Here is a 19,828-nt window from a genome sequence, read left to right as displayed (position 1 = left end):
CCGCCGGTGGTCGATCAATAGTAGATGTCAACGTAGTCGGTCAGGCCGCCGCACGCTTCCATCTGCTGCAGGCGCCAGTACTTGCGCTTGCCGGTGGCGCGGAACTCGTAGTCGCCGGTGCGTTCGCAACGGCGGCCCTTGTCCGGCGCATCCAGGATCAGGATGGTGCCGCGGAAGGTGAAGCGGTCGGCCGAGATCGACAGCACCTGGCCGTTGATCGACACCGAGCCCTTGTCGGTGGCATGGCCGCCTTCCAGGCGCACCACGTCGTTCTCGTCCACCGCCTTCAGCTTGCCGCGCGCGTCGGTCCACAGCCATTGCACGCTGACGCCGCTGTTGTGCAGCAGGCGCTCGTACGCGGCCTGGTCCTTGATTTCCGTTTTCTGTCCGCCCTGGGCCTGGGGTTGCGCCTGTGCCGGCGCCGGGTTCTGCGTCTGCGCCGAACCGCGCGGCGGCAGACGGCCGTCGTTCTGCGCGGGCTGCTGCTGGGTCTGCATCTGCGTCTGGCCTTGCGGTTGGGCCGCGGGGCCGCCGCGCGGGGGCAGGTCGCCCGCCAGCGTGGCGGAGGTCGCGGTGGCCAGGGCCAGGCCCAGGGCCAGCAGGCCGGCTATCCGTTTCTTGCCGGCCAGGGCCGGGGCGCGATCTTGGTTCTTGTGCATGATTGTCGTGAAGAAAGGAAAGGGGGAAGCGCACTGCCGCCGGCGCGCGCAAGGCGGCGCCGTCAACTGGGGACGTAACTTAGCACGCGCGCCGCGACGGGATAATTGCCGATTTCCGTCTTATGTATCCAATGGTTAACAGGGCAACCATGGATGGCGCCACGGGCCGTCGCGCACGGCCGGGGGCAGGGTGAATCGCCCTTGTGCCTTCACGGCTTGGCGGGCTTGGCGTAGTGGTTCTTTTCGTACTTCGGACGGGCCTGGAAATTCTTCAGGGCATAGGCGAGGAATTCGGCCTTGCTGATGCGGCCATCGCCATCGGTGTCCATCGCCGTGATCTGCTCGGGCGTGGCTTCCTGCAGCAGCGGGCTGCGGGTCAGGTAGCCGTCGGCATTGACGTCCTGCTTGTTGAACGCGGCTTCCATCCGGGTCAGGTATTCCTGCTCGGTCATGGGGCCGAGGTTGCCGGGTTCGATGGCGGCGTCGGGCGTGGCGGGTGGCGTGGCCGGTTTGGCGGGCGCGGTTTTCGCGGGCGTGGCCGAGCTTGCGGCGGCATCGGCCGCCGCCATGGCGTTGCCGGCAATGCCGGCCAGCAGCAGGGCCGCGATCAGGCTGCCCATCCGGGTGGCGTGTTTCATGATTCTCCTTGTTATTCGAAATGCCGCGCGGCCGGTCCGGCGGGGCGCCCCGGGCGTTGCCGTGGCCGCGCGCGGCTCATTTTGCCTGAATCGGCGACGCGGGTGCCGGATACAATCTTTCGGTTACCAATCGCGCCATTCGTACAAAAAGAGGAGCGGCGATGACGACACTCGTGGTCGGCGCCAGCGGGGCGACCGGACGGCTGCTGGTCGCGCAATTGCTCGCCCGCGGCCAGCCGGTGAGGGCGATCCTGCGGTCGCCCGGCGCGTTGCGGAGCCACCAGGACGAGGCCGGCCTGACCGTGATCCAGGCCAGCGTGCTGGACCTGGACGACGCCGACCTGGCGCGCCATGCCGCCGGCTGCACGGCGGTGGCATCGTGCCTGGGGCACACCCCCACGCTCAAAGGTATCTACGGCGCGCCGCGCCGCCTGGTGACCGACGCCGTGCGTCGCCTGTGCGGCGCCATCGCGGCCAACCGGCCATCGCGGCCGGTCCGCTTCGTGCTGATGAACACGGCCGGCAACAGCAATCGCGACCTGCGCGAGCCGCTGTCGCTGGCCCAGCGCGGCGTGGTCGGCCTGGTGCGCGCGCTGGTGCCGCCGCATGCCGACAACGAACAGGCCGCGGACTATCTGCGCACCGCCATCGGCCAGGACCATCCCGCCGCGCAATGGGCGGTGGTGCGCCCCGACAGTCTGCGCGACCACGACGCCGTCAGCGACTACGAGGCGCACCCGTCGCCCATCCGCAGCGCCATCTTCGATGCGGGTCACACCAGCCGCATCAACGTCGCCCACTTCATGGCCGAACTGGCCACGGGCGGCGAGGCTTGGGCGCGCTGGCGCGGGCAGATGCCGGTGCTGTACGACACCGCGCCGCGTCCGGCCGCCTGAACGCCGCGATCATTGCGGCAGCAAGCGTAGCCCGGTCCGCTTGACGAACTCGTCGTAGCCGATCGGCGGGCCGGCCTTGGTGCTGGCGCTGTTGGCCTGCCAATGGACCCACGAGCGTCCGGTGGTCGCGTCGTACACCACCTTGTAGATGTAGGTCGGCACCGCGACGCCGGCGCCGATGGTCTTGGGCCGCTCGGTGTACACCGGGCCGGTGAAGACATACACGTCGCCCGTGGCCCGCATCACGTACTGGCGCGTGTCCTGTTCGATGCGGCTCCAGGGGCCGGCGTTGTGCTTCTGGTCCTGCGGCACCATGTTGGCCAGCGAAAAGCTCTGCGCCATCGCATCCGGCGTGGCCATGTCGCCGGCCGGCGCCATGTGGCCGCGCGAGAACCCTGAGCCGCGGTAGTCGTCGAGCTCGGCGCGTTCGGCGCGCGGCACGCGCGCCTCGGCGTAGAACTTGTCGGTGCGGTGCAGCCCCTTGGCCTGGGCCAGGTTCTGGCGGTTCAGGCGTTCGGCCACGAACACCGGCGTCTTGGTCTGGCCGTTGTGCAGGATCGCGAACGAGGAAAAACAGACCTCGCGCAGCTGCTGGCCGGCGGGCACCGCCGGCGGCCGCGCGTTGGGAAAGAACTGCGGGCATTCCGTGAACGCGGTCTGCACCAGCGACGCGTTGGGCGCGGGCAGCGCCACCGGCGCGGTGCGTTCCTGCCCCGGCCAGCCCAGGTGCGACAGGGCATCGCCCACCGACGCGGGCAGCTTCCACTGCGGGTGGAGCACGTAGGTGGCGGCGCCGAAGCTCGCCAGCGACGTGACGATCAGGGCCCGCAGGAAACGCGGGATCCGTCCGGCGGACCGGGCGGTGCTTCGGGAGGGAGTGCTTCTCTTTCTGGGAGCGGGTTTCTTCGCGCGGGTCATACTACCTGGGGGCTGCGGACCGGCCGCCCAGAGCGGCCGATCAATGTGACCCCGGATTGTAGATGAGTGACGGATTTGTCACGCCGCGGCGCGAACGCGCGGCGGGCGGGCCGGTGTCGCACTCAGGCGGCGGCCGCGGCTCGCGCCCTCAGGCCGGCAGGGCTTCCCACATGATCGCGAGGGTCCAGTCCACGAAGGTCCTGACCGCCGCCGTCGCCCGCGCCTGCGGATAGACGATCGAGATCGGCACCGGCGCGCAACGCGCCTGCGCCAGCACCTCGCGCAGGCGGCCGCTGCGCAGGTAGATCGACGCCGCCACTTCCGACAGCTGGATCAGGCCCAGCCCCTCCAGGCCGCAGTGCAGGTAGGCCTCGGTCTCGTTGACCGAATAGCGGCCGGGCAACGCCAGCGCGATGTCCTCGCCGTCGACCCGGAAGCGCCAGTCCAGCGGCCGGCCGCTGGCGTTGGACAGGTAGTTGACGATGCGGTGGCTTTGCAGCGCCGCCACCGAGTCCGGTTCCCCAAACTGCTTCAGGTAGGCCGGCGACGCGCAGGTCAGCCACGCCAGCCGCCCGAGCGGGCGCGCCACCAGCGTCGAATCGGCCAGCGGACCGCTGCGGATGGCGCAGTCGATGCCTTCGTACACCAGGTCCGCGGGCCGGTCGCTCAGCCCCAGCGCCACCTCGATGTCCGGATAGCGCGCCTCGAATTCGCGCAGCCGCGGCACCACCAGCGCGCGGCCGATGACGCCCGGCATGTCCACCCGCACCCGGCCGCGCGGCGCCTGCGTCGTCGCGGCCACGTCCTGCTCGGCCTCGGCGATCTCGCCCAGGATGGCCTGGCACGACGCGAAGTAGCGCGCGCCCGCCTCGGTCAGGCTCAGGCTGCGGGTGCTGCGCCGCAGGAGCGGCGTGCCCAGGTGCGCCTCCAGGTTCTTGATCGTGGTGGTCACCGACGAGCGCGGCATCGCCAGCGTTGCGGCGGCCTTGCTGAAACTCTGCGCCTGGACCACGCGCACGAACGTCGCCATTGCTTGAAGTTTGTCCATGAACGGAGCCTTGGGGTATGCGCTGGGGAAGGGGAATGTTAAGCGGTTCGGCCCAGGCGCGGGCCGGCCGGAATCCGGGGCGGCCCGGTCAAGGATCGACCCGTTCGCGGCGCGCGCGTTGTGTATTCAGGCGCCGCGAACAATGGCCGAGGGACGCGCTCCTACACTGCCCGCATGCCGCAAGCGCGGGCCTTGACGCGTCTTTCGCCGCCGCCCGCGGCTTGCTTCCTGAATCGTTTTTTCCGGAGTTTCCATGTTGAATCACAACGCCATCCTGGTCCTGGGCGCGGGCCAGCTCGGCATGGCCATGCTGCGCGGCCTGGCGCGACGCGCGGCCGGCGATGCCGGCATTTCCCTGGCGGTGCTGTTGCGCCCGGCGGCGCCGCGCTCCGACGATCCGCGCAAACAGCGCGACCTGGCCGAGTTGCAGGCCCTGGGGGTGCGGATCGTCGAAGGCGACCTGGTCGCGCAATCGACCCACGAGCTGGCCACGATCTTCAGCCGCTTCGGCACGGTGGTTTCCTGCACCGGCTTCGTGGGCGGCCCGGGCGTGCAGCGCAAGATCGCGCAGGCCGCGCTGGCCGGCGGCGTCGGGCGCTTCGTGCCGTGGCAGTTCGGCGTCGACTACGACGTCATCGGCCGTGGCAGTCCGCAAGACCTGTTCGACGAACAGCTCGACGTGCGCGACCTGCTGCGGGCGCAGCGCGCCACCGAATGGGTCATCGTCTCCACCGGCATGTTCACCAGCTTCCTGTTCGAGCCTGCCTTCGGCGTGGTCGACCTGGCCCGCCGCCGCGTCAACGCGCTGGGCGGCTGGGACACCGCCGTCACCGTGACCACCGCCGATGACATCGGCGCCCTGACCGCCGAGATACTGTGGGCCGAGCCGCGCATCGCCAACCAGGCGGTGTACGTCGCCGGCGACACGCTGACCTATGGGGAGCTGGCCGACACCGTGGCGCGTGAACTCGGCATCGAGCTGCGCCGCCACGCCTGGAGCGTGCCGGAACTGGCGCGGCAACTGGCGGCCGAGCCCGGCGACGCCATGCGCAAGTACCGCGCCGTGTTCGCGCAGGGGCGCGGCGTGGCCTGGCCGCTGGCGGACACCTTCAACGCGCGCCGCGGCATCGCCGTGAGCGGGCTGACGCAGTGGGTGCGCGAGAACCTGCCGGCGTTGCGGCAGGCCGCCGGGTGACCGTTTCCGGAGCGGATGGCCACCGTGCCGCCGGTTGCTCGCGCCGGCGGCGGCGTGGCCGTCATTGGTCGTCGGCCTCGGCCTTGTGGGCCTCGAATTCCGCGCGGTTGTAGAGCGCGAAGTACAGCACGTCGCTCCACACCAGCCCCAGCACATAGTCGGTATTGCCGTTGCGGCTGCCGTCGAAGCCGTCGTCCAGCCGCAGGCCGTGAAACGCGTCCAGCGGCGGCGCGCCGCGCTGCCGAGTGGCCGCCAGCAACTGGCGGCCGGCCTCGGCCGGATCGGCCGGCAGCGCATCGAGCGCCGCGCCGGCCTGGACGCAGCGCGCGATCTCCTTTTCCGCGTTGGCCTTGAGCGCCGCTTCCTCCGATTCCATCATCAGCTCCAGCTCGACGGTTTCCAGCAGCAGATACTCGTCGCGGTGGGTCTCCAGGAAAGCCAGGGTCTCGTCCAGCGCTTCCAGCAGCTGGGTCACGGACGTCGGGCCGCCGCGCGCGGCGGACTTGGCCGCGCCGGGCGGCGCCGCGTCGGCCGGCGAGAACATGCGCTTGAGCTTGCCCAGCAGCGAGGCCGGCTCGGCCGCCGGCATCTCGGGCGCGGCCGCCGGCGCGGGCGTCGCCACCGCGGCCCGCACGATCTCGGCAAAGCGCCTGACCCGCGCCAGGCCCGGCGCGAACGTGCTGCTGATGGCGGGCAGCCGGGTGCGGTGTTCCGGCTCGTCGTCTTCCAGTCCGTCCGAGATCAGCGAGGCGCACAGCTGCGGATCGCCCGACATCAGCAGCCGGTACATGAACGGCACGGCGTAGGGCCATTCGGACAGGCCGCAGATCGTCTCGGGACGGTCGGTGTAGTGGGTGGGGCGGTTGCTCAGGCTGTAGAGGTAGGAACGATTTGCCATGGCGAACGGAGTCTCGCAAAAAGGGAGGGGAGGCCGGCGCGGCAGTCCCGCAGGCTCGCGCGGCAAGGCAGGCAAAGCGACAACGTGGCGGTATTGAACCGCAGGCCCGGGGCGCAGGCCATTGCAGGCTGACACCGTTTACCACCAAGTATTTCCGGGCGGCATCGGCGGCGGCATCGGTGGCGGCATCGGGGCAGCGGCATCGGTTCCTTCGCAGCCATAGATCGGCCTATCCGTAGCGTCCCGGCGGCGACGGCGACGAGATGGCGCTCACCATAATAGTGCGATCAATTTCTATTCGCATTGTCGCCCGTCAACGGAGACCCGATGTCCCACCGCCTTGTCTTTCCCCTTCCGCGATCCACCGTCCGCGTCCCGCTCTTGCTGGCGCTGGGCCTGCCCGGCGTCGTCCTCGCCCAGCAGGCCGCGCCGGTGACGCAACTGCCCGGCGTAACCGTCCGTGGCGCCGCTATCGAGGAGAGCGCCACCGGCCCGGTCCACGGTTTCGTCGCCAGGCGCGCCGCCACCGCCACCAAGACCGATACGGCCGTGCTCGATACGCCGCAGTCGATCACCGTCATCACCCAGGATCGCATCACGCTGCAGGGCGCGCAGTCGGTCGAGCAGGCCGCCGGCTACACCGCGGGCGTGAGCACCGCCGATTCGTTCGGCGCGGACAATCGCAGCGACTGGATCAAGATCCGGGGCGCCGAGTCCACGCAATACCTGGATGGCCTGCTCAATGCGGTGGGGTTCTACAACAACACGCGGCCCGATCCTTACGCGCTCGAACGCATCGAGATCCTGCGCGGGCCCTCGGGCATGCTGTATGGCCAGGGATCCAGCAGCGGCATCGTCAACCTGGTCAGCAAGCGGCCGCAGCCCGACGCGGCGCGCGAGATCGGCGTCAGCTTCGGCAGCCACGACCGCAAGCAGATCCAGGCGGATCTCACCGGCCCGCTCGATGCCGAGGGCAAGTGGCTGTACCGCCTGGTGGCGCTGGGACGCGACAGCGGCAGCGCGGTCCGCCACGTGCCCGACGACCGCTATTTCGTGGCGCCGTCGCTCACCTGGCGGCCCAGCGGCGCCACCGAGCTGACGCTGCTGGCCAACTTCCAGCGGGACAACACCGGCACCATGGTCGGCTTCTTCCCCTGGCGCGGCACGCGCACCGACTCGCCCGCCGGACGCATCCCGCAGGACTTCTTCGTCAGCGAGCCGGACTTCGACAGATTCCGCACCCGCCAGAGCGCGGCCGGCTACCAGTTCGAGCATGCGTTCAACGACCGCGTGACGATCCACCAGAGCCTGCGCTATTCACACAGCGATGCCGATTACCGCAGCATCTACACCACCGGCTTCAACGGCGCCGGCCATGGGTGGGTGCCGGGCAGCGACACGCTGTTGCGCAGGGTGGTCTACATGAACCAGCCAACCTTGAAGCAGCTCGCGGTCGATACCCATGCCCGCTTCACGTTCGACACCGCAGCCGTGCGCCACACGCTGCTGGCGGGCATCGACTACCAGCGCTCGACGCTCGAGGCGCAGAAAGGCGTGGGCGGCGTGGCGGCGCCGATCGACGTGTACAACCCGGTCTATGGCAACTTCACGCCGCCCACGTCCCTGCGCCACATGCCGACCTCGCACGAGAACCAGATCGGCTTCTACGCCCAGGACCAGCTCGAATGGCAACGATGGCTGCTGATGCTGGGGCTGCGCTACGACCGCTCGCGCGCCGCGGTGGACGACACGCCCTCCGGCAGCCGTGACGACAGCGAGCTGACCCGGCGCTTCGGCCTGATGTACCGTGCGGCCGCCGGTTTCAATCCCTATGTCAGCTATTCCGAGTCGTTCCAGGGCCAGGCCGGCTTCAACCACGCCAACCAGGCCTTCAAGCCGCTGCGCGGCAAGCAGTGGGAGGCCGGCGTCAAATACCAGCCGCCCGGCCACAACATGACCGTCACCGCCAGCCTGTTCGACATGACGGAAGCCAACCGCAAGGTGGCGGGCGTGGTCAATGGCGTGGCCGACACGGTCCAGGTGGGCGAGGCGCGCACCCGCGGCGCCGAGCTGGAGGCGTTGGCTTCGCTGGGCGGCGTCGACGTGGTCGCCACCTGGACGCTGCTGAACGCCAAGGTCGCCCGCGGCATTCCCGCCGAGCAGGGGCGGCAGTTGGCCAGGATGCCGCGCCACATGGCGTCGCTGTGGGTCAACCATCGCTTCCGCCTTCTGGGCGCGCCCGGGTTCCTGGCGGGGGCGGGCGTGCGCTACACCGGCGCCAGCGACGACGGCACCGGCCACAATGGCGTGCCCGCCGTCACGGTCTACGACGCGGTGCTGGCCTATGACGCGGGGCCGATGCGCCTGGCGCTGAACGTCACCAACTTGTTCGACAAACAGTACGTCGGCAGCTGCATCGCGCGCGGCGACTGCTTTTTCGGCACGCGCCGCAACGTGGTCGGCAGCGTGACGTACCGCTTCTGACACTGGCCGCCGCGTCAGGGCGGCAGGCCGGCCCGCCGCAGGCCTTCGGCCAGCGTCGCCAGGTCTGGCGGGTGGCGGATCGGCAGCCACGTGGCCAGGTTCGACAGCCGCAAGCCGGGATCGAGCCCGCGCACGTCGGCCAGGGCGCGCCGCGCGGATTCGGGGCGGTCGGCCAACGCGTGGCTGGCGGCCAGAATGGCCGTGGCCATGAGGAAGCTGGGCAGTTCATGCAGCGCCTTTTCGGCCCACGATTGCGCGCTGTCGTGGCGTCCCAGGAACAGGTGCGCCATCGCCATGCCGGCCTGCATGCGGTAAAGCTCCGGGTCCAGCGGGCTCAGGCGCATGCCGTGCGCGAAGTGCTCGCAGGCGGCCTCGGTCTCGCCATGCCACAGCCGCAGGAAGCCGCCCAGCATCCAGGCCGCCGCCAGATTCGGATTCAGCACCAGCGCCCGGTCCAGCAACGCGATGCCGCCGGGCAGGTCGTCCGCCAGATGGCCCAGCGCATGGCCGGCGCGGGTCAGGGCGACCGCGTCGCCCTTGTCCAGTTCGACCGCGCGGCGGGCCAGCCGCGCGCCCTCGGCCATCTCGGCCGGGCGGTCGGCCATCCAGCCGTTGACCTTGCGCCAGCAATGGCACCACGCCGCCATCGCGTGCGCCGACGCGAATCCGGCATCGGCCGCGATGGCCTGGTGAAACAGCGGCAAGGCCTGGTCGATGGTGGCGCGAGTGCCCTGATGCAGCAGCGCCATGCCGCGCAGGTAGTAGTCGTAGGCATCCAGGCTGCCGGTCGGCTTGCGCCGGGCGCGGTCGATTTCCGCGCGTTCCAGTTGCGGCGCGATGGCGCCGACCACCTGCTGGGTCACCTGGTCCTGCAGCGCGAAGATATCGTCCAGCACGCCTTCGAAACGGCCGGCCCAGTGATGCGCGCCGGAGGTCGCGTCGATCAGCTGGCCGGTGATGCGCACCCGCCTGTTGGCGGTGCGCCAGCTGCCTTCCAGCACATAGCGCACGCCGAGCTCGCGGCCGACCTGCTTGATGTCGATCGCGCGGCCCTTGTAGGCGAAGCTGGAATTACGCGCCACCACGAACAGCCAGCGATGCTGCGACAGCGCCGCGATGATGTCCTCGACCACCCCGTCGGCCAGATAGTCCTGGGCCGGATCGCCGCTGAGATTGACGAACGGCAGCACCGCGATCGACGGCCTGGCGGGCAGGGCCGGCAGGGCGCCGGCGGGCGCCCCGGCGTCGGTCGCGGTCACCGGTTCGCGCAGGTCGGCGACGAAGCGAAAGCCCTTGCGCGGCACGGTGCGGATCACGCGTTGCGCCTCGCCACTGTCGCCCACCGCCTTGCGCACCGCGTTGACGTGGCTGGCCAGGGTGGATTCCGACACGATGCGTCCGGCCCAGACCGCCGCGATCAGGTCGTCGCGCGTGACGACGCGGTCGCGCTGCCGTGCCAGGTAGGCCAGCAGGTCGAATACCCGCGGCGCCGTGGCCACGGCCAGGCCGGCGCGGTGTAGCTCGCGCCGGTCCAGATCGAGCACGCAGTCGTCAAACGCCAGCAACATCCGCCGCTCCGGGGCAAGGAAAAAACAAGGGAAAGACAAGGCGCCGGCAAGGTCTCGCGGCCGGCGGCCAAGGATACTGCATCCATCGGTCGCCGCCATCCGGACGACCCCCACTTTTCCCAGGAGATTCCCATGAAAATCGTCGTCATCGGCGGCACCGGCCTGATCGGCTCGAACGTCGTCAGGCGCCTGCGCGCCATCGGCCACGAGACCGTCGCCGCCTCGCCCAACACGGGCGTCAATACCCTGACCGGCCAGGGCCTGGCCGAGGCGCTGCGCGGCGCGCAGGTGGTGGTCGATGTGTCGAATTCGCCGTCGTTCGAGGACCGGGCGGTGATGGACTTCTTCCAGACCTCCGGCCACAACCTGCTGGCCGCCGAAGCCGCCGCCGGCGTCGGGCATCACGTGGCGCTGTCCGTGGTCGGCACCGACCGCCTGCCCGACAGCGGCTACTTCCGCGCCAAGGTGGCCCAGGAGGCCTTGATCAAGGCGGCCGGCAGGCCCTATACGCTGCTGCGCGCCACCCAGTTCTTCGAGTTCGTCGAAGGCATCGTCCAGGCCGGCGCCGACGGCGACGTGGTGCGCCTGTCGCCGGCCCTGATCCAGCCGATCGCCGCCGACGACGTGGCGGCGGCGCTGGCCGACCTGGCCGTGGCCGCGCCGGTCAACGGCACCGTCGAGGTGGGCGGCCCGGAACGCTTTCCGCTCGACGAACTGGCGCGCACGTTCCTGGCCGCGCGCGCGGACCGCCGCGAAGTCATCGCCGACGTGCACGCCCGCTACTTCGGCAGCGCGCTGGACGACCGGTCGCTGGTGGCCGCGGCCGGCGCGCGCATCGGTCCCACGCGCTTGTCCGACTGGCTCGGCCGCGCGGCCGGCTGACGGCCGCGCGGCCGGCTGACGGCCTCCGTGCCGCTTTCCACATCATTGCAAGGATTTCCCATGACGCCCCGCATCGACTACCAACAGCAATCTCCCGAACTCTTCAAGAAATTCGTCGCCTTCAGCCTGGCGTTCAAGCAATCGGCGATCGAGCCGTCGATCCGCGACCTGGTCGACCTGCGCGCCTCGCAGCTCAACGGGTGCGCCTTCTGCGTGGACATGCACGTCAAGGAGGCCACCCAGCACGGCGAACGGCCGCTGCGCCTGCACCACGTGGCCGTGTGGCGCGAATCGCCCCTGTTCAGCCCGCGCGAGCGCGCCGCGCTGGCCTGGACCGAGGCCTTGACCCGGCTTGGCGAGCACGGCGTGGCGGACCCGGTCTACGAGGCGGCGCGGGCCGAGTTCTCGGAAAAGGAACTGTCCGACCTGACTTTCCTGGTGATGTCGATCAACGCCTGGAACCGCGTCAACATCGCCTTCCAGGTGCCGCCGGGGCTGTACGACAAGGCTTTTGGCGTGGACGGCTCGGGCCTGGCCTGACGCGAAGCCCGCGGCGGGCAGGTCGGGGCGCGCCGTGGGCGGCGGCGCGTTCCACCGGGCTTGTTTATGAGGGACGGGTTGAGGGGTTAATTGGGGACTCATAGTTGCCGGCGACCGTGCCATCGTCACATCTTCGCGAGCGATTTCCCCCTAAAATTGCGATCGCCGCCGCGATTTCCAGGCGTGCCTCATTTCCCTATAAGAGATGCACGTCGATCTCCTGACCCTGTACTTCATCACCATTGGAACGCTGCTGGCCAGTGCCGGCCTGACGTTCTGGGAGCATCGGACCCACTCCAACCGCAGCCGCTCGCTGGGCATCCTGGCGGCCGGCTTCGCCACGCTGGCGCTTGGCTGTATCAGCGCCCTGTTCCGCGCCGACATGCCGGCAGGGCTGGGTTCGCCCGTCAGCAATCTCATCATCCTGAGCGGCTACCTGCTGGTCCTGAACAGCGTCGCCTCCCTGAGCGGGCGCACCTGGCGCGGCCGCTCGCTGGCCCTGCTCGCCGTCATGGCGCTGATCTGGCTGGGCGCGGGCATCGAGGGGCAGGACCTGGTGTGGAAATACGTCAGCGCCTTTCCCATCGCACTGGTCAGCGCCTGTACCGCCTGGGAACTGCTGCGCTGCGACGCCATGAAGATGCTGAAGACCCGCAACATCGCCGTGGCGGTCGCGGGCGTGCATGCGCTGATCTATTTCGGCCGCGCCTTCCTGCTGCCGTGGTGGGTCGCGGTGGACGGCCCGTCGGTGCAGCTGCTGGCCAGCAACATCACCATGTACGAGGGCGTGCTGTATTCGGTGCTGCTGCCGATGACGCTGGTCAAGCTGATCCGCGAGGAAACCCACGCCCAGCTGGTGCAGGAATCGCAGACCGACTACCTGACGCGCCTGGGCAACCGCCGCTGGTTCTTCGAGCAGGGCGCGCGCCTGATCGAGACCCACGGGGCGCGCGAGCCGATCGCCGTGCTGGCGTTCGACCTGGACCAGTTCAAGGGCATCAATGACCGCTATGGCCACCATACCGGCGACCTGGTGCTGAAGTCGTTCGCCGGCATCGCCCGCGTGGCGCTGGGGCCGCGGGCCATCCTGGCGCGCATCGGCGGCGAGGAATTCGCCGCGCTGCTGGCGGGCGACGATGCCCGCCGCGCGCACGAACTGGGCGCGGACGCCGCCACGCGCTTTGCCCAGACCATCGCCCACCAGGCCGACGGCCTGGGCATCGCCGCCACGGTCAGCATCGGCCTGGCGTATTTCGAAGACGACGCGCCGGCGCTGGCCGACGGGCTGGCGCGCGCCGACATGGCCTTGTATCGCGCCAAATCGCTGGGCGGCAACCGGCTGGAATCGGCGTTGGCGCCGGAACGCGTCGCCGCGGACTGACGGTCTGGCGTTTGCGTCGATAATGGCGGCCATGACGACGCCCACGCACGCTTGCCCGTCCGACCGTGACGGTTTCTGGTTCGACGCCGCCGATCCCTCCCTGGCGCTCGAACGCGCCGGCAACCACGTCCGGCTGGCGCGCGCCGAGCCGCCCTGGATCGTGGTCGACCAATCCATCGCCTCGCTGACGCTGGGCCGCCACTGGCCCGGGCGGTTGTGGCGGGTGCGGGTGACGCAGCTGGGCGACATGTCCGGGCTGGTGGCGCAACCCGGCTACTGGCGCGCCGCCGCCATCGAGCTGCTGCAACCGCTGCCGCTGGGCACGCTGTTCGGTCCGCACGGCGAAGCGGTGGTCGACATCCTGGCCCGCATTCCCGAATTGACGCGCGAACAGGCGCAGGCGCTGGGCGCCGGCTTGCCCGACGATGGCTGGGACCGCTACGGGCGCGCCTGGGAGCGCTGGGCGGCGGACGAGGATGGCCCCGTCGCGGCACCGCCCGATGGCGCCACCGAGGCGTCGCCGCAATCCGAGTGGCATGGCGTGTTGTCCGCCGCCCGCCGCCGTGGCGGCGCGCATTCGCCGATCCATGCCGGCTTCATGCAGGTCCACGGCCTGCTGCGGCGGCGCGCCGAGGCCGTCGATGGCGCCGCCGCCTTCATCCGGGAGGAAGACGAGGACGGCGAGATCGACGAGTGGCTGGCGGCGCCGTGGGACCAGGCCAGCGACGCCTTGCTGTTCGCCGCCATGGCGCGGGGGGCGCCGCAATACCTGACGGCGGCGGATGCCGAGGCGCTGTCGCGGCCCTGGCGCGACGTGTTCGGCGACCCGGCCGGCCCGGCGTGATCCGGTCGTGCGCGGCGGGCGCCGTCCGGCGCCGCCGTCCGCGCGTTTTGCCTACCAGTTCACCCGCGCCGTCAGCATCACATTGCGTTCGTCGCCGTAGTAGCAGGCATACGGGCACGCGGCGATGTAGCGCTTGTTCGTCAGGTTCTTGACGTTGAGCGCGAATTCCCAGTTCTGCAGGCGGTACCGCAACGCCGCGTCCAGCACGGTGTAGCTGGGCACCGTGACGCCGTCGCTTTCCTGCCGTCCCACGTAGCGCACGCCGGCCGCGGTGCTCAGGCCGGGCAGCGCCGCCAGCTTGTAGTCCAGCCACAGCGACGCCATGCTGCGCGGCACCGATGCCGGCCGCGCGCCTTCGTCGCCCCGCGTGCTCTTGGTGGTCCTGGCGTTGGTCAGCGTGAAGGCGGCCACCACATCCAGGTTGTGGTTGAGGCTGGCGCGGCCTTCCAGCTCGGCGCCGCGCGAGCGCACTTCGCCGGTCTGCACCGAGAACCCGGGATTGGCCAGGTCCGAGGTCATCACGTTGCGCTGGGTGATGTCGTACAGCGCCAGCGTGACCGACGCGTCGACGCCGGGCGGCTCGTACTTCAGGCCGATCTCGTGCTGCGTGCCGGTGGTGGGCTTGAACGGCGTGCCGCCGAAATCCATGCCAGAGGTCGGCTGGAATGACTTGGTGAAGCTGTAGTAGGGCGCCAGGCCGTTGTCGAACAGATACATCAGGCCGGCGCGCGGCGAGAACGCGTGCGAATCCTGCCTGTCGCCGCCGGGGGCTTCCTCGGTGCGGGCGCGGTCGTAGCGGCCGCCGAACAAGCCGATCCAGCGGCCATCGAATTTGATCTGGTCCTGGGCATAGAAACCCACCTGACGCGAGCGGTCGACGCCGCGCCGGGCGGGGTCCAGCGTCGGCGTGCTGCCGTAGACCGGGTCATACACATCGATCGGGACGGCATTGACGCCCACCGCCTGATCGCGTGTCAGGCTGCTGCGGCTGGCGTCCACGCCGAACAGCAGGGTGTGCTCGAAGCGGCCGTGGCGCAGCTTGCCCAGCAGCTGGTTGTCCAGGGCGATGCCCTTGTCCGTGTCGTCGCGCGACACGGCCAGGCGCTCGAGCAGCGCCGGGTTGGCGGGGTTGACCGAGCTTGTCATCATGTACATGCTCTTGCTATTGGCGCGGTGGTTGTAGCCCAGCAGATTCTGGCGCACCTGCCAGTCGTCGTTGATCTTGTGCTCCAGCAGGTAGCCCAGGTGGCCGCCCTGCACCACGAAACGGTCAAACCCCGGTTCGCCCAGGAACACCGAGCGCGAGATCGCGCCGTTGGGATTGGGCAGCAGCGTGCCCTGGCGCGGCTTGCCCACGTCGTAGGGATTGTCGGTGCGGCTCCAGCCGCCCAGCAGCGTCAGCCGCGTGGCACCGCTCAACTGCCATTCGAGCGAGCCCGACAGCGACTGGCGGTCGTTGTTGATGTGCCGCACCATGGTGTCCGCATCGCGTCCCAGCCCGGTCAGGCGGTAGCGCACGTTGCCGTCCTCGGTCAGCGGGCCGCCGAAGTCCATGGCCAGTTGCTTGGTGTTCCAGGTGCCGTACTTCACCTCCATCTCGCGCAGCGGCTCGGCGGTGGGGCGTTTGCTGACCAGGTTGATGATGCCGCCGGGCGCGGCCTGGCCGTACAGGATCGACGCCGGCCCCTTCAGCACCTCGATGCGTTCGTAGTCATACGGCTCCATGGCGCCGCTCAGCGAGTTCATCGGCAGCTTGGTGCCGTTCAGGTACAGCGGCGCCGAGCCGGTGACGTTGAAGCCGCGCACCGTGAAGCCGGTGCTGATGTTGCGCAGCGCGCCGCCGTCCAGCGGCATCACGCCGGCGGTATACGCCAGCGCCTGGTCGAGCGAGTCGGCGGCCTGCGCCACCATCTGGGCGCGCGGCACCACCGACACCGATTGCGGCGTTTCGTGCAGCGGCGTGTCGGTCTTGGTGGCGGTGGCGCTCTGTTTGGCCACGAAGCCCTGCACCGGGCCCCAGGCGGTTTCCGGGCGTTCCCCGGTCACCGTCACCGACGGCAGGGTCTGCGCGCCATCCGCGCCCGGCGCGGGACGCAGCAGATAGCCGCCGTTCGGTTGCAGGCTGGCGCGCATGCCCGTGCCGGCCAGGATCTGGCTCAGCGCCGAGGCCGGGTCATGGCTGCCGCTCAGGCCGCCGCTGCGCTTGCCGGCCACGTCGGTCGCGGCATAGGACAGCATCAGCTGGCTTTCCAGGGCATAGCGGGTCAGCACGCTTTCGAGGGAGCCGGCGGGAATCGCATAGGCGCGCGCGGCCGGCTGCGCCAGGGCGGCAGGCGACAGCAGCGTGGCCGACAGGGACAGCACGGCCAGGCGGCCGGGCGAGAGCAGGGGGGCGGTCCGGCCGATGAGGCGGGCGGCGCGGCGCGAGAGGCGATCGTGCATGGTGGTCTTCAGTTCCCGTGAAAAAAGTGGCTTCCATAGGGATTGCCACGCGAGAACGAAAAACCCCTCATCTGGACCGTATCAGCCCTCACGCGGCGTCACGGTGGTCCAGTAGCGCGTCATGCTGCGCATCTCGACCGGATGGGTGCGGGTCAGCATGTCCAGCACCCTGTCCGGGTCCGCCAGCGGATAGACGCCCGAGACGCGCAGGGCCGCGACCTGCGGCGCACAGGCCAGCCGGCCGGGGCGGTAGCGGGCCAGTTCGGCGATGAAGTCATCCAGCCGCATGTCGCGCGCCACCAGCATGCCGGCGGCCCAGGCGCCGGCCTGGGCGTCCGCTTGCTGGTCGCTGCGCAGCGGCGCCTCGGCGGCCAGCCGGCTGTAGTGGCTCTGCTCGCCGGCCCGCACGACCCGGGTGGCCGCCGGGGCGTCCCGCGGCAGGATTTCCACCGCGCCTTCCAGTACGGCCACCAGATCGGCGTCGTCCAGATGCTGCGCGACGAACCGCGTGCCCAGCGGGCGCAGCCTGCCGCGCGCCGTGTCCACCAGCAGCGGACGGGCCGGCCAGCCCGCGCGCGCCGGGTCGGGGGCGGTGGCCACCAGGATGCGGCCGTGCAGCAGCTGGATCAGGCGCTGGCCGTCGTCGTAGCGCAGGGCGATGGCGCTGCGCGTGTCCAGGTCGACGCGGGTGCCGTCGGTCAGCGTCAGCGCGCGTCGCTGGCCGGTGCCGGTGCGATAGTCCGCGTTCAGGTCCTGCCATTGCAACACCAGGCCGTCGCGCGCCAGCCAGGCGCCCGAGCCGGCAAATGCCGCCAGCGCCAGGGCCTTGAGCGCGCCGCGCCGGCCACGCCGTTCGCCGCCGCGCACCAGGGTGCCGCGCGCCAGCGGCGCATCCAGGCCGCGCAGGTGCGCGCCGAACGATTCGATATGGCGCCAGGCGCGCGCATGGTCCGGGTCGGCCGCCAGCCACTGTGCCCAGTCCCGGCGCAGGGCGTCGTTGGCATCCGCGGCCTGCAGGCGCACCAGCCACTCGACCGCGGCCCGGCTGGCCCGTTCGGGCAGCGGCGGGCCTTCCAGGGCGGGCAGGGGCGGCGCTGGCCGGCTGGCGGTGGAGTAGGGCATGGGTGGCGTGCCGGGCGCCGGGTCAGGCGCCGAAGAAGCAGCAATGCGCTGCCCTGGCGATATGGCGTTGCACCGTGGCCAGCGACAGCTTCAGTTCGGCGGCGATGTCCGCCTGCTTCATGCCGTCCAGTTGCGACAGCAGGAAAGCTTTCACCACCGGCGCGGGCAGGGTGTCCAGGCGGCGGTCCAGCTCGACCAGGGTCTCGATCAGGATGGCGCGCGTCTCGGGGCTGGGCGCGGTCTGCTCGGGCAGGGCGGCCAGGGTCGCCAGATAGGCGTCCTCGATCTTGCGGCGCCGCATGAAGTTCGACAGCACGCCCTGCGCCACGGTGGTCAGCAGCGCGCGCGGTTCGCGCACCACGGGCGGGTCTTCGCGGGCGATCAGGCGGATGAAGGTGTCGTGCGCCAGGTCGGCGGCATCGAACGAATTGCCCAGGCGCCGGCGCAGCCATCCCTTGAGCCAACCGTGATGGTCGACATACAGCGCTTCGATGCTGGGCGGGGGCATGGGCGATCCGGTCGAGGTTCCGGCGCGCAAAGCAGGGGGGATGGCGCCTGATGAATGAGAATTATCCGCAATTCTAGCGTGTGGGCCATGACGCGGGCAAGACGAGCGGCCACGGCGGGTCCATGCAAGGCGGCCGGTTTGGCCGATGCGGTCAGGCGGGCCCGGTCGAATCGCCGCCGGCGAGGCTTCGGTTCATTCCTCCGAGCGCCACGACTTGCGCCGGCGGGCCCGCGGCTTGGGTACCACGCCCAGGCGCGGGTCGCGCGCCAACGCCAGTTCCACCAGCCGCGTGGCCAGCGTCTCGAAGGCCTCGTCGGTCTGCGGCAGGTACAGCCACTTGCCCAGCTGCGGATGCGGCAGCAGGCTCGGCATGTCGGCCAGCAGCGCCGCGTGGCGGTCCTGCGAGGAACACACCATCACGCCGTTCCAGGGCGGTTCGCGGTCGGCCACCACCAGGTACAGCGCGCCATCCAGGTAGGCGGCGTCGCAGCCGAACATCTTGCGGCGCAGATAGCCGGCATCGCGTTCCAGCGGGTCGAGGATCCACAGCAGCGAATTGGCGCGGGCGGTGCGTTGGCGGGTGGGGGGCGAGAACAGGTCGGAGCGATGGGGCATTGCGAACGAAGCGGGGGGAAGGGGCCTGGTGCAGACGATACCCGATCCCGCCATCGCGCAGGCCGCCGCCGGTCGCAGGCGCGCCGGGCGGCCCGGTGTCCGCACAAAGCAGATATGCGATCCCGCGCATAGCGCCACCGCCGCCCCGCGCCTACCATGCTGCAAACATAAAAACCCCCAGGGTGGAGACAGCATGAGAATGGCAAGTGCGCTGACCGCGGTCAGCCTGTGGCTCGGTGCGGGCCTGATATCGGCGGCCATGGCGGCCGGGGCCTATCCCGACCGGCCGGTGAAACTGATCGTGCCGTTCCCGGCCGGCGGCGCCACCGACCTGATGGCGCGGTCGCTGGCGCAGGGCCTGGGCGAAAAGCTGGGCCAGACCGTGGTGGTGGAGAACCGTGGTGGCGCCGGCGGCGCGATCGGCGCCGAGGCCGTGGCCACCGCCGCGCCCGACGGCTACACGCTGCTGTATTCGACCATGGGCGTGTTGACGATCAACCCGTCGCTGTACCCCAAGCTGCGCTACGACCCGCAGCGCAGCTTCGCGCCGGTGTCGCTGACCAACCTGACCTCGAACCTGCTGGTGGTCAACCCCGGCCTCAAGGTCGACTCGGTCGCCGAGCTGGCCGAACTGGCGCGGCAGCGGCCGGGCGAGCTGACCTTCAGTTCCTCGGGCAATGGCACCACCAGCCACCTGGCCGGCGAGATGTTCAAGGCCGCGGCCCATGCCGACATCCGCCACATTCCCTACAAGGGCACCTCGGGCGCCATCAACGATTTCCTGGCCGGCCGCATCTCGATGATGATCGACACCTCGTCCAACTTCATCGAGCAGGTCAGGCAGGGCAAGGTACGGGCGCTGGCCGTGACCAGCCGCCAGCGGCTGGCGGCGCTGCCCGACGTGCCGTCGATGTCCGAGACGCCGGGGTTCGAGGACTACGAGGTCAGCCTGTGGTCGGGCGTGCTGGCGCCGGCAGGCACGCCGCGTCCCATCATCGACCGGCTGAACGCCGACATCAAGGCGGTGATGACCGCGCCGCAGATGATCGAGCGCATGGCCGGCTACGGCATCCAGACCACCCACAGCACGCCGGAGGCCTTCGCCGAACGCATCCGCGTCGACACGGCCAAATGGGCGCGCATCATCGAACAGTCCGGCGCGCGGGCCGATTGATTTCGCGATCCGAATC

At 70.3% G+C, this 19,828-nt stretch carries 18 protein-coding genes; 8 read left to right on the top strand and 10 right to left on the bottom strand.

Annotation, left to right across the window (positions count from 1 at the left end; genetic code table 11):
- Positions 1-14: 14 nt before the first annotated feature.
- Both AC1HFW_RS11750 and AC1HFW_RS11745 read right to left on the bottom strand, forming a co-directional pair.
- Entirely contained in the window at positions 15-659 is a 645-nt protein-coding gene (locus AC1HFW_RS11750; RefSeq protein WP_116521137.1) for a hypothetical protein, read from the bottom strand.
- A gap of 209 nt (positions 660-868) precedes the next feature.
- Positions 869-1,297, bottom strand: coding sequence for an EF-hand domain-containing protein (locus tag AC1HFW_RS11745; RefSeq protein WP_104021457.1), 429 nt, complete (start codon positions 1,295-1,297; stop codon positions 869-871).
- Positions 1,298-1,458: 161 nt separating this feature from the next.
- Here AC1HFW_RS11745 and AC1HFW_RS11740 point away from each other — a divergent pair, with 161 nt between their 5' ends.
- A complete protein-coding gene (locus AC1HFW_RS11740; RefSeq protein WP_479283475.1) occupies positions 1,459-2,193 on the top strand; it encodes an NAD(P)-dependent oxidoreductase in 735 nt (244 codons plus the stop codon).
- 9 nt (positions 2,194-2,202) lie between these two features.
- Here AC1HFW_RS11740 and AC1HFW_RS11735 read toward each other — a convergent pair whose 3' ends face one another.
- Positions 2,203-3,111 carry a DNA/RNA non-specific endonuclease gene (locus tag AC1HFW_RS11735; protein WP_081104944.1) on the bottom strand — a complete coding sequence of 303 codons (909 nt, stop codon included), beginning with the start codon at positions 3,109-3,111 and terminating at the stop codon, positions 2,203-2,205.
- 148 nt (positions 3,112-3,259) lie between these two features.
- On the bottom strand, positions 3,260-4,159 hold the full coding sequence (locus AC1HFW_RS11730) for a LysR substrate-binding domain-containing protein (RefSeq protein WP_479283472.1): 900 nt from the start codon (positions 4,157-4,159) through the stop codon (positions 3,260-3,262).
- A gap of 253 nt (positions 4,160-4,412) precedes the next feature.
- On the opposite strand from AC1HFW_RS11730, the gene AC1HFW_RS11725 reads away from it, so the two are divergent.
- Positions 4,413-5,354 (top strand): aromatic alcohol reductase, encoded by a 942-nt coding sequence (locus AC1HFW_RS11725; protein ID WP_061070817.1) that lies wholly within the window; start codon positions 4,413-4,415, stop codon positions 5,352-5,354.
- A 61-nt stretch (positions 5,355-5,415) separates the two neighbouring features.
- Here the strand turns inward: AC1HFW_RS11725 and AC1HFW_RS11720 are convergent, their stop codons facing one another.
- Positions 5,416-6,252 carry a DUF7822 domain-containing protein gene (locus AC1HFW_RS11720; RefSeq protein WP_479283470.1) on the bottom strand — a complete coding sequence of 279 codons (837 nt, stop codon included), beginning with the start codon at positions 6,250-6,252 and terminating at the stop codon, positions 5,416-5,418.
- Positions 6,253-6,579: 327 nt separating this feature from the next.
- Here AC1HFW_RS11720 and AC1HFW_RS11715 point away from each other — a divergent pair, with 327 nt between their 5' ends.
- On the top strand, positions 6,580-8,736 hold the full coding sequence (locus AC1HFW_RS11715) for a TonB-dependent siderophore receptor (RefSeq protein ID WP_479283468.1): 2,157 nt from the start codon (positions 6,580-6,582) through the stop codon (positions 8,734-8,736).
- 14 nt (positions 8,737-8,750) lie between these two features.
- On the opposite strand, the gene AC1HFW_RS11710 is transcribed toward AC1HFW_RS11715, so the two are convergent.
- Positions 8,751-10,304, bottom strand: a complete 1,554-nt coding sequence (locus AC1HFW_RS11710) for a winged helix-turn-helix domain-containing tetratricopeptide repeat protein (protein WP_479283467.1) — start codon at positions 10,302-10,304, stop codon at positions 8,751-8,753.
- A 132-nt stretch (positions 10,305-10,436) separates the two neighbouring features.
- Between AC1HFW_RS11710 and AC1HFW_RS11705 the strand changes: the two genes are divergently transcribed.
- From AC1HFW_RS11705 to AC1HFW_RS11690, 4 genes are all read left to right on the top strand, one after another.
- Complete coding sequence (locus AC1HFW_RS11705) at positions 10,437-11,186, top strand: SDR family oxidoreductase (RefSeq protein WP_061070821.1); 750 nt, start codon at positions 10,437-10,439, stop codon at positions 11,184-11,186.
- A gap of 60 nt (positions 11,187-11,246) precedes the next feature.
- Positions 11,247-11,726: a carboxymuconolactone decarboxylase family protein gene (locus tag AC1HFW_RS11700; RefSeq protein WP_061070822.1), complete on the top strand. Its 480-nt coding sequence runs from the start codon at positions 11,247-11,249 to the stop codon at positions 11,724-11,726.
- A gap of 205 nt (positions 11,727-11,931) precedes the next feature.
- Positions 11,932-13,107: a GGDEF domain-containing protein gene (locus tag AC1HFW_RS11695; protein WP_006395711.1), complete on the top strand. Its 1,176-nt coding sequence runs from the start codon at positions 11,932-11,934 to the stop codon at positions 13,105-13,107.
- 31 nt (positions 13,108-13,138) lie between these two features.
- Complete coding sequence (locus tag AC1HFW_RS11690) at positions 13,139-13,951, top strand: hypothetical protein (RefSeq protein WP_479283464.1); 813 nt, start codon at positions 13,139-13,141, stop codon at positions 13,949-13,951.
- Positions 13,952-14,002: 51 nt separating this feature from the next.
- Here AC1HFW_RS11690 and AC1HFW_RS11685 read toward each other — a convergent pair whose 3' ends face one another.
- From AC1HFW_RS11685 to AC1HFW_RS11670, 4 genes are all read right to left on the bottom strand, one after another.
- A complete protein-coding gene (locus tag AC1HFW_RS11685) occupies positions 14,003-16,393 on the bottom strand; it encodes a TonB-dependent siderophore receptor (RefSeq protein ID WP_479283461.1) in 2,391 nt (796 codons plus the stop codon).
- Positions 16,394-16,474: 81 nt separating this feature from the next.
- The gene (locus tag AC1HFW_RS11680) at positions 16,475-17,515 is read right to left on the bottom strand and encodes a FecR domain-containing protein (RefSeq protein WP_479283459.1); all 1,041 of its coding nucleotides are present in this window, start codon (positions 17,513-17,515) and stop codon (positions 16,475-16,477) included.
- A gap of 22 nt (positions 17,516-17,537) precedes the next feature.
- Positions 17,538-18,023: a sigma-70 family RNA polymerase sigma factor gene (locus AC1HFW_RS11675; RefSeq protein WP_006395707.1), complete on the bottom strand. Its 486-nt coding sequence runs from the start codon at positions 18,021-18,023 to the stop codon at positions 17,538-17,540.
- Positions 18,024-18,215: 192 nt separating this feature from the next.
- Positions 18,216-18,638: a hypothetical protein gene (locus AC1HFW_RS11670; RefSeq protein ID WP_241073693.1), complete on the bottom strand. Its 423-nt coding sequence runs from the start codon at positions 18,636-18,638 to the stop codon at positions 18,216-18,218.
- Between the two features lie 193 nt (positions 18,639-18,831).
- Here AC1HFW_RS11670 and AC1HFW_RS11665 point away from each other — a divergent pair, with 193 nt between their 5' ends.
- Positions 18,832-19,812, top strand: coding sequence for a Bug family tripartite tricarboxylate transporter substrate binding protein (locus tag AC1HFW_RS11665; RefSeq protein WP_479283456.1), 981 nt, complete (start codon positions 18,832-18,834; stop codon positions 19,810-19,812).
- The last annotated feature ends 16 nt before the right edge of the window (positions 19,813-19,828 follow it).

It is taken from the genome of Achromobacter sp. ISS7, assembly GCF_056523125.1.
Note: the sequence above shows the minus strand (reverse complement) of the source record. Positions and strands in the feature narration are given on the sequence as shown.